13 protein-coding genes, 1 tRNA gene and 1 pseudogene are annotated in these 14,915 nt (G+C 66.6%); 5 read left to right on the plus strand and 10 right to left on the minus strand.

Annotation, left to right across the window (positions count from 1 at the left end):
- Nucleotides 1-137: 137 nt before the first annotated feature.
- From AC13CR_RS09355 to AC13CR_RS09385, 7 genes are all read right to left on the minus strand, one after another.
- Nucleotides 138-1,205, minus strand: a complete 1,068-nt coding sequence (locus tag AC13CR_RS09355; RefSeq protein ID WP_446233896.1) for a patatin-like phospholipase family protein — start codon at nt 1,203-1,205, stop codon at nt 138-140.
- Between the two features lie 189 nt (nt 1,206-1,394).
- Nucleotides 1,395-2,384: an aldo/keto reductase gene (locus AC13CR_RS09360; protein ID WP_292958900.1), complete on the minus strand. Its 990-nt coding sequence runs from the start codon at nt 2,382-2,384 to the stop codon at nt 1,395-1,397.
- Nucleotides 2,385-2,494: 110 nt separating this feature from the next.
- On the minus strand, nt 2,495-3,622 hold the full coding sequence (gene prfB, locus AC13CR_RS09365) for a peptide chain release factor 2 (protein WP_292958902.1): 1,128 nt from the start codon (nt 3,620-3,622) through the stop codon (nt 2,495-2,497).
- A 69-nt stretch (nt 3,623-3,691) separates the two neighbouring features.
- Nucleotides 3,692-4,282, minus strand: coding sequence for an aminotransferase class IV (locus AC13CR_RS09370; protein WP_292958904.1), 591 nt, complete (start codon nt 4,280-4,282; stop codon nt 3,692-3,694).
- 2 nt (nt 4,283-4,284) lie between these two features.
- Nucleotides 4,285-5,400: an aminodeoxychorismate synthase component I gene (locus tag AC13CR_RS09375; protein ID WP_335662088.1), complete on the minus strand. Its 1,116-nt coding sequence runs from the start codon at nt 5,398-5,400 to the stop codon at nt 4,285-4,287.
- Nucleotides 5,397-8,852 (minus strand): transcription-repair coupling factor, encoded by a 3,456-nt coding sequence (gene mfd, locus AC13CR_RS09380; RefSeq protein ID WP_292958906.1) that lies wholly within the window; start codon nt 8,850-8,852, stop codon nt 5,397-5,399. The genes AC13CR_RS09375 and mfd overlap by 4 nt, the downstream gene beginning before the upstream one ends.
- A gap of 38 nt (nt 8,853-8,890) precedes the next feature.
- Nucleotides 8,891-9,466, minus strand: coding sequence for a hypothetical protein (locus tag AC13CR_RS09385; RefSeq protein WP_292958908.1), 576 nt, complete (start codon nt 9,464-9,466; stop codon nt 8,891-8,893).
- A 102-nt stretch (nt 9,467-9,568) separates the two neighbouring features.
- Here AC13CR_RS09385 and hemB point away from each other — a divergent pair, with 102 nt between their 5' ends.
- Nucleotides 9,569-10,573, plus strand: a complete 1,005-nt coding sequence (gene hemB, locus AC13CR_RS09390) for a porphobilinogen synthase (RefSeq protein WP_292958910.1) — start codon at nt 9,569-9,571, stop codon at nt 10,571-10,573.
- A gap of 151 nt (nt 10,574-10,724) precedes the next feature.
- The gene (locus AC13CR_RS09395; protein ID WP_292958949.1) at nt 10,725-11,348 is read left to right on the plus strand and encodes a lipid-binding SYLF domain-containing protein; all 624 of its coding nucleotides are present in this window, start codon (nt 10,725-10,727) and stop codon (nt 11,346-11,348) included.
- Between the two features lie 45 nt (nt 11,349-11,393).
- Here the strand turns inward: AC13CR_RS09395 and AC13CR_RS09400 are convergent, their stop codons facing one another.
- Both AC13CR_RS09400 and AC13CR_RS09405 read right to left on the minus strand, forming a co-directional pair.
- Nucleotides 11,394-12,038, minus strand: coding sequence for a GntR family transcriptional regulator (locus AC13CR_RS09400; protein ID WP_292958912.1), 645 nt, complete (start codon nt 12,036-12,038; stop codon nt 11,394-11,396).
- A gap of 66 nt (nt 12,039-12,104) precedes the next feature.
- A complete protein-coding gene (locus AC13CR_RS09405) occupies nt 12,105-12,794 on the minus strand; it encodes a M48 family metallopeptidase (protein WP_292958914.1) in 690 nt (229 codons plus the stop codon).
- Nucleotides 12,795-12,932: 138 nt separating this feature from the next.
- Here AC13CR_RS09405 and AC13CR_RS09410 point away from each other — a divergent pair, with 138 nt between their 5' ends.
- From AC13CR_RS09410 to AC13CR_RS09420, 3 genes are all read left to right on the plus strand, one after another.
- Complete coding sequence (locus AC13CR_RS09410) at nt 12,933-13,247, plus strand: TIGR02300 family protein (protein WP_292958916.1); 315 nt, start codon at nt 12,933-12,935, stop codon at nt 13,245-13,247.
- Between the two features lie 64 nt (nt 13,248-13,311).
- Nucleotides 13,312-13,698 carry a DoxX family protein gene (locus AC13CR_RS09415; protein WP_292958918.1) on the plus strand — a complete coding sequence of 129 codons (387 nt, stop codon included), beginning with the start codon at nt 13,312-13,314 and terminating at the stop codon, nt 13,696-13,698.
- A gap of 188 nt (nt 13,699-13,886) precedes the next feature.
- Nucleotides 13,887-13,962, plus strand: a tRNA-Ala gene (locus AC13CR_RS09420).
- Nucleotides 13,963-14,473: 511 nt separating this feature from the next.
- Here the strand turns inward: AC13CR_RS09420 and AC13CR_RS09425 are convergent.
- Nucleotides 14,474-14,734: pseudogene (locus AC13CR_RS09425) on the minus strand (recombinase zinc ribbon domain-containing protein); the annotation flags it as partial.
- Nucleotides 14,735-14,915 lie beyond the last annotated feature (181 nt).

Below are 14,915 nucleotides of genomic sequence, written 5' to 3' on the forward strand. Positions count from 1 at the left end.
CAATGAACGCCTTCAGCCCATCAAGCGCACTGCGCCAATCCAATGCCGCCGCAGCCCATTCAGACACCGACATCCGCCAAATCCCCCATTCGTTTGGGAAATTGAATCAGAAGTCATCGTAATGCGCAACTGTAGTACTAGCCCACGACCTCGGATCCCGCGAACAGCGCCCGCAGATCGACCGTGTCGCGATCGCCCAGGGCATCGCCATGTTCATCGAGAAATCCGTCGGCGGCGGCCTGTCCAGCCTCTTTCATCCGCGCCAGAAGGCCGGGCGCGGGCATCATCTTGGACCGCGCGGTCAGGTCATTCATCAGCGTGTCGTCCAGGATCATGTGGATCAGCGGATTGGCCATGACGCGATCGTGCAGCCGATCCTCCTGGTGCAGCTTCTTGACGAAGTTGATGGCGCGAAGCTGCGCCATCAGCGACGAGTTGAAGCTGATCTCGTTGACCCGATCGGCGATCTCGACCGGTGTCTTCGGCACCCCGTCGCGCATCAGCGGATTGATGTTGACGATCACGATGTCACGCGGAAAGCGCGGCTGATAGAATGGAAACAGCGCCGGATTGCCGGTGAAGCCGCCATCCCAGAACGCATCCAGCTTGCCAGTGGCCGGATCGCGGATCTCGACCGCGCGGAACAGGTTCGGCAGGCAGGCCGATGCCATCACCGCGTCGGGCGTCACCGCCTCGCCGGTAAAGACCCGGATGCGACCGGTGCGGACATTGGTGGCGGCGACGAACAGTTCGGGGCCCCGCCTGTTGCCGAAATCGCGATGCGGCAATTCGCGCAACACCGGCCCCAGCGGATTGACGTAGAAAGGTCCGTAATCATAGGGGCTGAAAATGCGGGTCAGATTGTCCAGCCATGCGGCGGGCGAGAACATCTCGGTCAGGCGGTGCATTCCGCGCGGCATCGGCATCAGCGAATTCATCCAGCGAACCAGGCGGTTGTCGGAAAGCTGCCCGACCTCGGACCACAGGTAGTCCAGGTTGCGCCGGGCGGCGAGCCTGCCGGCGGGTCCCGAATGCGCCGACATGCCGGCCTTGAGCGCGGCCCCGTTCAGCGCCCCGGCCGAGGTGCCGCTGATCCCCGCGATGCGCAGCCAATCCTCGTCCAGCAGCCGGTCCAGGACGCCCCAGGCGAAGGCCCCATGGGCGCCTCCGCCCTGAAGGGCCAGATTGATGCTTGTCTCTTTCATGCCACGATCCGCCATTTCGCACCCGCAGCATAACCAAGCCCGATCCCGGCGCAAGTCCGGCCTTGTCCGGCCGGATTGGCTGCCGCCACCGCCGCAATCCCTGCCGTGAAGGCCGGGTCATCCGCGCGACGGCCATGGATCGGGGCCGCCAGCCAGCCACGCGATCCGGCCAGCGGGGGGCCGCCGCGCTCAGCAATAGGCTTGCGGTCCGTTGGACATGGCGGGACCGTAGCGCGCGCCGTGCGCCCAGCCGACCGGCAGGATCTGGTCGATCCGGGCGATCTGATCCGGCGTCAGATCCAGCGTCGCGCCAAGGGCGTTGGCGCGCATGTGATCGGGACTGCGCGATCCGGGCAGCGCGATGACATGCGGTCCGCGCGACAAGAGCCAGGCAATCGCGAGGCTTGCCGGATCATGGCCGATATCGCGAGCGAAGTCCTGAAACGCTCGCAGCCTGACCAGATTATGCGGCCAGTTCTCGGCCGAAAAGCGCGGCATCGCCTGCCTCAGATCGGTCTTGCCGAATGTCGCGGGATCGGGGATGGCGCCGGACAACACGCCGCGTCCCAAGGCCGAAAACGCGACAAGGGCCGCATCGCCGCGACCCGTCGCCTGCAACATCCCCAGTTCCACCTGCCGCGTCCACAGCGAATATTCCGACTGCACCGCCGCGACCGGCCCCACCGCCCGCGCCCTCTGCAATGTCGCGGGCGAAACCTCGGACAATCCCACGGCACCGATCTTGCCCTCGTCGCGGAACCGCAGCAACACCTGCATCACCTCCTCGATGGGGCGCGCGACTTCGTGGCGGTGCAAGTAATAGAGATCGATCCGCTCGACCCCCAGCCGCCGCAGCGAATCTTCCAGCGCCTGCCGCATGTGGTCCGCGGAATTGTCGAAAGGGTGATCGGGATTGCGGGTGATCCCGCATTTGCTGGCCAGAACGACCCGGTGGCGGTGATGCTTGAGAAACCGCGACAGCAAATCCTCGGCCCGGCCCATTCCGTAGACATTCGACGTGTCGAAATGATCGACGCCCAGGTCCAGACATTCCGCCATGCAGCGCAGGGCCTGATCCTGTGTCGTCTCGCCATAGGTGCCGCAGAAATTCATCGTCCCAAGGGCCACCGCCCCCACCATCGGACCATTCTGCCCCAGTTGCCGCTTCTGCATCCGCATCCCCCGCCTTGTCGCGCCGCGATCAAACCCTGACGCCGGGGCGGCCGCAAGCCGCGCGAAGGCTTCTTTCGGCCTGATCCCGGCGAAGCGCGGCTTCGACGCCGGCGGGATCAATCGTCGGACTGCGCCTCGGCCCGGGTCTTGCCCGCGACATCCAGCGCCAGCGTCGCCGCCATGAAGGCGTCCAGATCGCCGTCCAGAACGCCCTGTGTGTCGCTGGTCTCTTCCGAGGTGCGCAGATCCTTGACCATCTGGTAGGGATGCAGCACGTAGGAGCGGATCTGATTGCCCCAGCCGGCCTCGCCCTTGGCCGCGTGCTGGGCGTTGACCTCGGCGTTGCGACGATCCAGTTCCATCTGATACAACCGCGCCTTCAGCGCTGCCATGGCGTTGGCGCGGTTCTGGTGCTGCGATTTTTCCGAACTGGTCACGACGATCCCGGTCGGCAGGTGGGTGATCCGCACCGCCGAGTCGGTCGTGTTCACATGCTGCCCGCCCGCGCCCGAGGACCGATAGGTGTCGATGCGGATTTCGTTGTCGGGCACGGTGATCTCGATATTGTCGTCCACGACCGGATAGACCCAGACCGACGAGAACGAGGTATGCCGCCTGGCCGCGCTGTCATAGGGGCTGATGCGGACCAGCCGGTGCACGCCGCTTTCGGATTTCAGCCAGCCATAGGCGTTGCGCCCGCTGATCTTGTAGGCGGCGCTTCGGATGCCCGCCTCGTCGCCGCCGGTCTCGGACAGAAGGTCGACCTCATAGCCCTTCTTCTCGGCCCAGCGGACATACATCCGCGCCAGCATCGCGGCCCAGTCGCAGCTTTCCGTGCCGCCCGCGCCTGCGTTGATTTCCAGAAAGGTGTCATTGCCATCCGCCTCGCCGTTCAGCAGCGCCTCAAGCTCTTTCTGCCGGGCCAGTTCGGCCAGCGATTTCAGGTTCGCCTCGGCCTCGGCGACCAGATCGGCATCGCCCTCTGCCTCGGCCAGTTCGACCATCTCTGCATTCGCCGACAGATCGCCCTCGATCCGGCGATAGGTCTCGATCGCATCGGACAGGGCCTGCCGCTCGCGCATCAGCTTCTGCGCGCGCGCCGGATCGGACCACAGATCGCCATCCTCGATCATGGCGTTCATCTCTTCCAGACGGTGCGGCGCGGTCTGCCAGTCCAGCCGCTGACCCAGCAGGCTCAGCGATCTGCGGATCGTGTCGATTGTGGACTGCGTCTCGGCGCGCATGGCAGAACCCCCTGGAATTCAGGCGCGACAGATAACGCGGGGGCGGGACGGGAACAAGTGGCCGGGCCTTCAGCGCGCGAGGCGCAGCGGAATCAGCCCGCGCAGCGCGTTGCCACAAAAGAGATCGCCCCGGTGCAGATCATCCGCGTGCAGGACGGCCTCATGGGCGCGGCCCGAAGACAGCAGCGATGCGCGCAGCACACCGGGCAGCAGCCCGCAGGACAAGGGCGGGGTCAGCAGCCGATCGCCCCGACGCAGGAAGATGCTGGTGATCGTGCCCTCGCAGACCTGGCCGCGTTCATTGAGCAGGACCGCCTCGTCGCAGCCCGCGGGCATCGCCCGGCGCGCCGCATCATAGGCCGGGCGGTGCGAGGACTTGATCCGCAGCCACGGATCGGCGCTGTCCAGCCGGATATCCGAGACGACCGCCCGCCAGAAATCCGGGTTCGGCGCCAGCGGCTGATGCGTCAGCCCGGTCCCCGACGCATCGACGGTCAGGCGCAGGCGCAGCACGCCACGACGCGGGATCCCTGCCAGCCGCGCCGCCAGCGCATCTTCGTCCACGGCAAAACCGACGGCCGCGCAATCGCGCCGCATCCGGTCCCGATGCAGGGACCACAGCGCGATGCGGCCATCTTCGGCCCGCATCGTCTCGATCACGCTCAGCTTTTCGGGGACAGGTCGAGGAATGCGGATTTGCAAAGAGCTTCCTCCCATTCGGAACCGGCGCGGCTGTCATGGGTGATGCCGCCGCCGACATTCAGCCGCAACAGGCCCGGTTGCGTCATGACCGGCGATCGGATGGCGACGCTGAAACGCATCGGCCCGGCCGGATCGACCCAGCCGATGGCGCCACAATAGACATCGCGCGGCGCCCGTTCCAGCTCGGCGATGATCTGCATCGCGCGGATCTTCGGCGCGCCCGTGACCGAGCCGCAGGGAAACAGCGCGCACAGGATATCGGTCAGGCTGGTGCCGGGCGCAAGCCGGCCCGCCACGGTCGAGGTCATCTGATGCAGCGTCGCATAGGGCTCGATCCGGAACAGGTCCGGGACATGGACGCTGCCCGGCAGGCAAACCCGGCTGATGTCGTTGCGCAAAAGGTCCACGATCATCAGGTTCTCGGCCCGGTCCTTCTCCGAGCCGGCCAGACGGGCCGCGGCCTGCGCATCCCCGGCCGGGGTCGCGCCGCGCGGGGCCGTGCCCTTCATCGGTCGCGTCTCGATCCGGCCCGCGGCATCGGCGGCAAAGAACAGCTCCGGGCTGCGCGACAGCACCACCGGCCCGCCCAGATCGACAAAGGCCCCCTCGCCCACCGGCTGCCGCGCGGCCAGCGCCGAATACAGCGCCAGCGGATCGCCCGTCGCCCGCGCCTCCATCGGGAAGGTCAGGTTGACCTGATAGCAATCGCCCGCCTCGATATAGCGATGGGTCGCAGCGATCGCCCGGTCATAGCGATCCCGCGACCACAAGGGCCGCGGCGCGCCGATCGCCCCGCCGGGGGCGGGCAAAGGCAGTGCCGGGCGCGGGCCGTCGAACACGCCGATCAGGATCAGCGGCATGGCGCGGCCCGCAGGCATCAGCGGCGCCAGTTTCGGATCCAGGACATAGCCCAGCTCATAAGAGAAATACCCCGCCAACCAACGGCCGCGCGCCCGCGCGGATTCGATGGCGGCGAGGGCCGGGATCACGCCCGCCGCCGTATCGGCGCGGATCACGGCTTGCGGGGCCTCGAAGATCGTCCCGCCCGGCAAGGGACCGTGATCGAAGCGGATCACCTTGCCGCCCTGGCCTTCTGGGCCAGATCGCGGGCGATGCCGAAGGCCCCCTTGATGCGGTCCGCATCCGAGGACCAGTCGCGGCGGATGACGATCTTGTTGCCGTCCACCTTTGCCTGTCCGTGCTGATCGGTCAGGAATTCGACCAGCCCGGCCGGATTGGGGAACTTGTCGTCATGGAACTGCACCGTGGCGCCCTTGGGCCCCGCATCCAGGCGCGCGATACAGGCACGTTTCGCCATCGCCTTGATGCGAATGACCAGAAGCAGCGTGTTCACCTCGCGCGGAAGCGCCCCGAAACGGTCGATCAGCTCGGCCGCGAAGCCTTCCAGCTCGACCTTGGTGGTCAGGCTGGCGAGGCGGCGATAGAGGCCCAGCCGCACGTCGAGATCGGGAACATAGCTTTCGGGGATCGTCACCGGCACACCCAGGTTCAGCGTCGGCGCCCATTCGTCCTCGGGCGTGCCCTCGATCTCGCCCGACTTCAGCTTGGCGATGGTTTCCTCCAGCATCTGCTGGTAGAGTTCGAAGCCCACCTCCCTGATATGGCCGGATTGTTCCTCGCCCAGCAGATTGCCCGCCCCACGCAGATCCAGATCCTGAGAGGCGATGTTGAACCCCGCGCCCAGGCCGTCGATCGCACCCAGGAATTTCAGCCGCCGCAGCGCCTGCGGGGTCAGCGGCGCGCGCGGCGTGGTCGTCAGATAGCAATAGGCGCGGGTCTTGGATCGCCCGACGCGCCCCCGGATCTGATACAGTTGCGCCAGCCCGAACATGTCCGCCCGCCAGACGATCATCGTGTTTGCAGTCGGGATATCCAGCCCCGATTCCACGATGCTCGTGGCCAGCAGCACATCATGGCTGCCGTCGTAGAAGGCGTTCATCCGCTGATCCAGATCGCCGGCGGCAAGCTGGCCATGGGCGACGATGAAGCGGATTTCGGGCACGTTTTCGGCCAGCCAATGTTCGACATCGGGCAGGTCCGACAGGCGCGGCACGACGAAAAAGCTTTGCCCGCCGCGATATTTCTCGCGCAGCAGCGCCTCGCGGATGGTCACGCTGTCGAATTCGCTGACATAGGTGCGGATCGCAAGCCGGTCGACCGGCGGCGTGCCGATCACCGACAGGTCGCGCACGCCCGTCAGCGACAATTGCAAGGTGCGCGGGATCGGCGTGGCGGTCAGGGTCAGGACATGGATGTCGCTGCGCAGTTCCTTCAGCCGTTCCTTGTGGGCGACGCCGAAATGCTGTTCCTCGTCGATGATCAGCAAACCCAGCCGCTTGAACCGCACCCCCTTGGCCAGCACCGCATGGGTGCCCACCACGATATCGACGCTGCCATCGGACAGCCCCTCGCGGGTCTTCGCGGCATCCTTCGCACCGACAAAACGCGACAGCGGGCGGACGACGATCGCACTGCCCCGGAAACGGTCCGCGAAGGTCCTGAAATGCTGCCGCGCCAGCAGCGTGGTCGGCGCGACCACCGCCACCTGCATTCCCTGGCTTGCGGCGATGAAGGCCGCGCGCATCGCGACCTCGGTCTTGCCGAAGCCCACATCGCCGACGATCAGCCGGTCCATCGGCCGGCCCGCGGCCAGATCCGCGGCCACGTCCTCGATTGCGGCCTGCTGGTCGTCCGTCTCGCTATAGGGGAAACGCGCGGCAAAGGCCTGCCAATCGTGGTCCTCGGGCTCCAGCACCGGGGCGGGACGCAGCAGGCGTTCGGCGGCCACGCGCATCAGCTTGTCCGCGATCAGCTTGATCCGTTCTTTCAGTTTCGCCTTGCGGGCCTGCCACGCGCCGCCGCCCAGACGGTCCAGCAGACCTTCCTCGTGGCCATAGCGCGACAGCAATTCGATATTCTCGACCGGCAGGAACAGCCGGTCCCCGCCCGCATATTCCAGCGCCACGCAATCATGCGGCACGCCGGCGGCCTTGATCGTCTCAAGCCCGGTATAGCGCCCGATGCCATGTTCGACATGGACGACCAGATCGCCGGGCGTCAGGCTGGTCGTGTCTTGCAAGAAATTCTCGGCCTTGCGGCGTTTTTTCGCGCCCCGGATCAGCCTGTCGCCCAGCACGTCCTGTTCCGAAATCACGGCGATCGGCCCAAGCGCCCGACCTTCGGCCACGAAACCCTCGTCCAGCGGCCACACCGCCAGCCCGAGCGCACCGGCGCTTTCCGGCAGATCACGAATATCGCCGATCTCCCTGGCGCCGGTCAGTCCCTCATCGGCCAGCAGGCCGGCCAGACGGTCCCGCGCGCCATCCGAAAAACTGGCCACGATCACACGATGATCTTTCGATAATGCCTTTATATGATCGGCCAGAACCTTGAACAGGTTGAGATTTTCAGACTGGCGTTCCGGCGCGAAATTGCGCCCGGGACGGCCGCCGGCATCCAGAATGCCCGGCCCGGGCGGCTGCGCCAGCACCGACAGGCGCAGCACCCGGTGCGCGTCCAGCCAGCCGGCCCATTCCGTCTCGGGCGGAAAGATCAGATCGGGGGGCACGGGCTTGTAGACCGTGTCGCTGCGCCCCTTGGCCGCCAGCGCGGCGCGGCGGGCCTCGAATTGTTCGCGGATCATCTCGCGCCGCGCAAGGGCCACCTGCCCCAGATGGTCGTCCAGAACGACGGATGCGGCGGGCAGATAGTCGAACAGGCTTTCCATCCGGTCGTGGAACCAGGGCAGCCAATGTTCCATTCCGGCCATCTTGCGGCCGGCGCTGACGCCTTCATACAGCGGATCGCTGGTGCCGCCGCCATATTCTGCGCGGTAACTCTGTCGAAACCGGGTGATCGACGGCTCGTCCAGGATCACCTCGGACATGGGCGCAATCTCGACCCGGCTCAGCTTTTCGGTGGTCCGCTGGGTTTCGGGGTCGAACCGGCGCGCGCCGTCCAGCACATCGCCGAACAGGTCCAGCCGGACGGGACCGGATTCGCCGGGCGGAAAGATGTCGATGATGCCGCCCCGGACTGCGTAATCGCCCGGCTCGGTCACCGTTGGCGATTGCACGAACCCCATCCGGACCAGGAAGTCGCGCAAGGCGGCCTCGTCGATTCGCTGACCGACGCGGGCCGAGAAACTGGCCCCCGCCACCAGATCCCGCGGCGGCACCCGCTGCATCGCGGCGTTCAGCGTGGTCAGCAGCACGAAAGGCCCCCTGATCGCGCCCTGCGCCAACCCCGCCAGCGTCGCCATCCGTGCCGCCTGAAGATCGGCCGATGGCGAGATCCGGTCATAGGGCGTTGTGTCCCAGGCCGGAAAGTCCAGCACCGGCAGGGCGGGCGCAAGGAAGGCCAGGGCCGCGCGCATCGCCTGCATCCGGCGGTCGTCGCGGGCGATGTGGATCACGGCCGCGCCAGTGCCGGATTGCGCGGCCTCGCGGGCGATCAGGGCGGCATCATAGCCCTCGGGGGCGCCGGAAAGGGTCAGTTGTTCGGACATGGCCCGTCAGGTAAAGCGCCGCGCCGCGGAGTCAAGCGTCACAGCCCGTTGGGGTGAACCAGCGCCCAGAGCGCGCCCCAAAGCGCGGTCGCCGCGACCGACACGACCGACAGCAGAAGGACCAGGCGGCGGTGCCGGTTCATCAGCCGGACCGCCCCGGCGGCGACATCTGCGATGGGGGTCTCGCCCGCCTGCCCTGCCTGCAACAGCGGGATCAGCCGCCGCGCCAAGCGGACGCGCATCCAGAACAGCGCCATGAACGGCGCCATCAGCAGCGCCAAAGCCTGCGCCATCTCCAGCCCGTAGCCAAAGCCCAGAATGGCCAGCGAAGTCAGCAGAAACGTGGTCACGCCCGACACGATCGCGCCCTCGCGCCTGCCAAGCTGCCATCGCGGCAGGGTCAGCGACAGCCAGTCCAGCAGCGTGATCGCGGCCAGCCCTTCTTCGGAGGCATCGCGGACCGAAGCGCGACGGGCAGCGGCCAGCACCTCGACCGGGACGCCGATCACGTTGCGGCCGGTGGCCGACCACATCCCGACCAGAGCCAGCCAGAACCAGATGGACCCGAAAGAGCGGCTGTCGAGAAAGCTGATCAATCCGTCGAATTGCGGCACGTCCGCGCCTTCCTTGTCCTTGGCTGCGCGCGACCTTAGAACGGGCGCGCGGGAAGGGAAAGCAGTTGCCTTTCCCGGCCGCCGCCGCGAAAGGACCCCGCCATGGCCAGCCCGATCATCGCCCCCTTCCCCGCTTCGCGCCTGCGCCGCCTGCGCCGAACGCCCGGCCTTCGCGCCATGGTCGCCGAGACCAACCTGACATCCGCCAACCTGATCTGGCCGATCTTCGTCACCGAGGTCGCCGGCGCCGAGGGCGAGATCGCATCCATGCCCGGGGTCGAGCGGCTGACACTGGACGGCGCGCGGCGCGCTGCGGAACGCGCCGCCCGCCTGGGCATTCCGGCGATCTGCATCTTTCCCCATTCGGATCAGGACCTGAAGACGGAAAGCTGCGAACGCGCCTGGGATCCCGACAATATCGGCAACCGCGCGATCCGCGCGGTCAAGGAGGCGGTACCCGATCTTGCCGTGATGACCGATATCGCACTGGATCCTTATAACGCCAATGGCCATGACGGCATCGTCGTGGATGGCGAGATCCTGAACGACGAAACGGTCGAGGCGCTGGTCAGGATGGCACTGGTCCAGGCCGAGGCCGGGGCCGACATCCTGGGTCCTTCAGACATGATGGACGGCCGGATCCGCGCGCTGCGCACGGCGCTGGAGGCGCAGGGCCACAAGAACGTGGCGATCCTGTCCTATGCGGCGAAATTCGCCAGCGCCTTCTATGGTCCGTTCCGCGATGCGGTGGGCGCCACGGGACGGCTGGTCGGCGACAAGAAGACCTATCAGGTCAATCCCGCCAACCGGGGCGAGGCGATGCGCTGCGTGGCTCGCGATCTGGCCGAGGGCGCGGATATGGTGATGGTCAAGCCGGGCATGCCCTATCTGGATATCTGCCGCGCGGTAAAGGACGAATTCGGCGCGCCGACCTTTGCCTATCAGGTCAGCGGCGAATACGCGATGCTGGAGGCCGCGATCCGAAACGGCTGGCTGTCGCGCGAGGCGATGCGGGAAAGCCTGCTGTGTTTTCGCCGCGCCGGCTGCGACGGCATCCTGACCTATTTCGCGCCCCAGATGGCCGAACTGGCCGCGCAAGCGGGCTGATCGGCGGAAATCCGGCGCACGGCCGGACATCCGCCCGAATCCGCCACCTTGTGCAGTGCGGCGATGACAGGGCGCGGCGAATGGCATAGGCTTGCGGCGAAGGCCGCGCCATGACGGCCATAATGCGACGAGGCAAGAGACAATGACAACCATGCACTTGATGACGCGCCGCACCCTGCTGCTGAGCGCGGGCGCGGTTCTGGCCACGGCCACGCTGGGCGGCTGCAGCAATGCGGTGGGCACGGATGCGGCCGCACAACTGGATGCGCGTGTCGATGCGACCCGACAATATCTGCTGCAGACCTATCCCGCCGCCGCGCCGATGGTCGAGAATGCGCGCGGTGTGCTTTACATGCCGCTGATGACCGAGGCCGCGCTTGGCGTCGGCGGCGCCTATGGCCAGGGCGCGCTGCGGATCGGCGATGCGACGGTGGATTACTATTCCGCGACGCAGGCCAGCGTCGGCTTTCAGGCCGGCGCGCAGCAATACGCCCATGTTCTGATCTTCCAGACCGACGCGGCGCTGGCCGCTTTCCGCGCCGCTCCGGGCTGGGTCGCGGGCGCCGATGCCTATTACGCGGTGCCCGCCGGGGGCATGTCGCTGGGGGCCGATACGATCACCGCGCAATATCCGGTCGTGGCGATGATCTTCGGCCAGTCCGGGCTGATCGCCGGTGCCGCGATCGACGGGACGAAATACAGCCGCATCATTCCCTCGGCCCTGCTGACGATGGCCAATCGCAACATGCCGTCGCTGGGGCTGCCGCCGGGCTGATCGACCGGCAGGGACGGAATCGGGCGACCTGCGGGGCGTGAAGGATCACGCCGCTGTCAGGTGCCGCAACCCACGGGTGACGTCGGCGCGCACCGCCAGCCGCAAGGCGGGTTCATCGCCGGCGCGCAGCGCGGCCAGGATCATGCGGTGATGGCGCGGCGGCTCCTGCCGTTTCACCCGGCCATAGAGCGCCCGCATGGTCGGCCCCAGTTGCAGCCAGATCGTCTCCAGCATGGCCAGCATCGCCGGGGCCTGCGCGCGCAGATACAGCATCCGGTGAAAATCCAGGTTGCAGCGGATGTAACCCACCGAATCGTGGCGTTCGACGGCATCGGCGATGCGAGCATTCATCTGTGCCAACCGGTCGATCAGCGCAAGATGCGCCCTCGGCAGGGCGCGGGCCGCCAGTTCCGGCTCGATCAGGGCGCGCAGGGCGGCAAGTTCCTCGATCCGGTCATCCGACAGCGCCGGCGTGGTGACGCGGCCCGAGCCCGACAGACTCAGCGCGCCCTCGGCCACAAGGCGCCGCACCGCCTCGCGCGCGGGGGTCATCGACAGATGGTATTCCTGCGCGATTCCGCGCAGGGTCAGCGGCTTGCCGGGCGGCAATTCGCCCAGCATGATCCGGCTGCGGAGGCTGCGATAAAGCCGCTCATGCGCGGCGGGGTCGGACGATCGGGACGGGGTCATGCGCGCCTTGTGATCACAAATGCGCCGCCCGTCAATCCCGCCCGTCAATCCCACCTGGCAGGCCGATCAGACCGAATCGAAGCGCCAGATCAGCAGATCGCCGCCATGACGCCGCAGCCAGGCCCGACAGGTCCCGTAACCGGGCTTCAGCGCCTCGACCGCGGCCCAGAACCGGGGCGAGTGATCCATATGCGCCAGATGCGCGACTTCGTGGGCGGCGACGTAATCCAGCACCTCGGGCGGGGCCATCGCCAGCCGCCACGAGAACATGATCCGTCCGTCCGAGGTGCAACTGCCCCAGCGTGATCGTGTGTCACGCAGGACGATGGCGCGGAACGGCCTGCCCAGCCGCGCGGCATGGCGGTCGCAGGCCGATCCCAGACGCTGATGGGCCAGATGTTTCACGAAGGCTTGAACGACGGGTCCGGCCGGTCGGTTGGCAGGCAGCATCAGGCGATCGCCCTCGATCCGGGCAAGACGGGTCTGTGCAGGGGTCAGGATCAGTCTCCGGCCCTCGATCGGAAAGGCCGTCCCGATCTGAACCCGCTGAGGCTGCGGCACGCGCCCGCTGGCCCCGCGCAGCCAGTCGAGCCGCGATTCCAAGAAGGCGCGCCCCTCGGCCTCGGGGATGTGACTGGGCAGCGTCAGCACCGGCGCACCACCATCGCGCGGCACCCGCAGAATCATGCGCCGCGCCCGCGCCGAGCGGCGCAGAAGGACGTGCAGGCCGTCCTCGATCCGGATGCTTGCGGCCATGTCCCGCCCCTTCTGCCCGACCGGCCGGCGCGCAGCTTGCAACGCCGCGCGGGGCCTGTCAGAAAAGCCTTTGACACCCCTCTGGCGCTGTGGCAGGGGGACCACCGATTTCCCTAAACGCGGCGGAAGGAGAATGCCATGCCCAAAGAGGAATGGGGCACGAAACGCCTGTGCCCGCATTGCGCAACGCGCTTTTACGATTTGCAGAACGATCCGATGACCTGTCCGGCCTGCGGGGCCCAGTTCACGCTGGAAAGCCTGACCGATGGACGCGGCAAGACGCTGGTTCCGGAAAAGGCCGCCTCGCGCGACACGAGCGAGGCCGCCGAGGAAGAGGACGACATCGACAGCGACAGCGGCGATCTGGACGACGACCTGCTGGAAGAGGAGGACGACGACGGCGACGTGTCGCTGGACGATATCGCCGACGTCTCGGACGACGACGAGGACTGATGCGATTGCGGGGGCCGGCTGCGGGGCCGGCCCTTCTTGCCCTGCCCCGACCAAGGATATCCCGATGGCCCTCAACGCCTATGCGCCGCTGATGCGCAGCGTTCTGCGCATTGTCAGCGCGCTGACGTTCTTCGCCCATGGCACACAGAAGATTCTCGGCTTCCCGGCCAGCAACCTGAATCCCCCTGCCCTCTCGCTTCCCTGGATTTCGGGCATCATGGAGTTGGTTGGCGGCGCGCTGCTGATCGTCGGATTGTTCACCCGTCCGGTGGCCTTTCTGCTGTCCGGCCTGATGGCGGTCGCCTACTGGATCGCCCATGCGCCGCAGGGTCCGTTTCCGGCCCTGAACGGGGGCGATCCGGCGATCCTGTATTCCTTCGTATTCCTCTACCTGGTCTTCGCCGGCCCCGGCCCGCTCAGCGCGGATGCGGTTCTGGGTCGTGACAAATAGTCGTTCAGGGCGATCGAACACGCGCAGGACGGGATCTTGCATCCCGTCCTTTTCCCTGTCGCGGCCTGCCACCGGATTACCTCGGGATTTCGGACCGGCCCGGCGAATTTTCCACTTGCACCCTCTTCGGCGCGCCCCTATAGACCGCCCCACGCAAGCGCAAAGCAGCGCCCGCGCAGACCTCCGGTGGGGCCATAGCTCAGTTGGTAGAGCGCTTGAATGGCATTCAAGAGGTCAGGGGTTCGACTCCCCTTGGCTCCACCAAACCGCACTTATGGTTTAAAAAATCCGCTAACACCTTGAACGGAAAGGTGATTTTCGCGGTTCGATAACCTTCTTTCCGATTGTAGCGCAGCGGTGCCGCGAAGGCCAGTTTCAGCACTGTCCGCTTGAGCGTAAACTCCCCTTTATCGTAGAGTTTCCAAGGGCTTGAGAGGAACAGCATGGCCGGTTCGATAAATTCGTTCAGCCTGCCCGGCGGCGGCACGGCATTCTCGATCCGATCCGCCAATATCCGCTTCTCACGTTCCAGCTTTTCGATGCGCTGCTCATAGGCGGCGGCCACGGACGGGCTGTCGGTATTCACGATCCGGTCAAGCAGACCGTCGATATGCTTTTCAAGCGCCTTGAGCTGATCGGCCAGCGTCTGGCGGCTGCTTCTGGCCTCTTCCAGCCTCGCGTTCCACAGGTCGCGGAACATCACCCGCGCCACCTCGAAAAGCTGGCTGGCGGGTTGCAGGGAACGCATAATCGCCCGCGCCCCGTCCTCGATCTCCGCACGGGGGATCGACTTGCGGCGGGAGGCGCAATCCGGCGTATCGCAAAGGTAGTAGGCGTAATGCCTGTTCCGGCCTTTTGACCAGCAGGAGGTCATCGGCTCGCCGCAATCGTCGCACAGCACAAATCCCCGCAGCGGGAAATCCTCGTTGATGTCCTTGCGTGCCGGGGCCTGCAACGTGCTGCGCAGCCGCGCCAGCACACGCTCATGCGTGGCGTAGTCGATCAGCGCCTCATGGAAGCCCTTGCGCAGGGACACGCCCCAATTCGGCGCTTCGACATAGCCCGCATAAGTCGGACGTTTGAACCGCGCCGGGTTTTCCGGAGGCTGATTTGTCTTAGTTACGCGGCCATGTCTGATCTTTCCAGAGCGGCATAGAAGTTTGCCTCGGCCTCTGCTGGCGGGATGTTACCGATGGGTTCCAGCAAGCGTCTGTTGT

The organism is Paracoccus sp. L-17 (assembly GCF_056857655.1).

Bases quoted from the DNA above. Each gene is read 5' to 3' on its own strand.
- AC13CR_RS09360 (WP_292958900.1), bottom strand. From the start codon at position 2,384: ATGCGGATGCAGAAGCGGCAACTGGGGCAGAATGGTCCGATGGTGGGG.
- mfd (WP_292958906.1), bottom strand. From the start codon at position 8,852: ATGTCCGAACAACTGACCCTTTCCGGCGCCCCCGAGGGCTATGATGCC.
- AC13CR_RS09400 (WP_292958912.1), bottom strand. From the start codon at position 12,038: ATGACCCCGTCCCGATCGTCCGACCCCGCCGCGCATGAGCGGCTTTAT.
- hemB (WP_292958910.1), top strand. From the start codon at position 9,569: ATGGCCAGCCCGATCATCGCCCCCTTCCCCGCTTCGCGCCTGCGCCGC.
- AC13CR_RS09415 (WP_292958918.1), top strand. From the start codon at position 13,312: ATGGCCCTCAACGCCTATGCGCCGCTGATGCGCAGCGTTCTGCGCATT.
- AC13CR_RS09395 (WP_292958949.1), top strand. From the start codon at position 10,725: ATGCACTTGATGACGCGCCGCACCCTGCTGCTGAGCGCGGGCGCGGTT.
- AC13CR_RS09355 (WP_446233896.1), bottom strand. From the start codon at position 1,205: ATGAAAGAGACAAGCATCAATCTGGCCCTTCAGGGCGGAGGCGCCCAT.
- prfB (WP_292958902.1), bottom strand. From the start codon at position 3,622: ATGCGCGCCGAGACGCAGTCCACAATCGACACGATCCGCAGATCGCTG.
- AC13CR_RS09405 (WP_292958914.1), bottom strand. From the start codon at position 12,794: ATGGCCGCAAGCATCCGGATCGAGGACGGCCTGCACGTCCTTCTGCGC.
- AC13CR_RS09410 (WP_292958916.1), top strand. From the start codon at position 12,933: ATGCCCAAAGAGGAATGGGGCACGAAACGCCTGTGCCCGCATTGCGCA.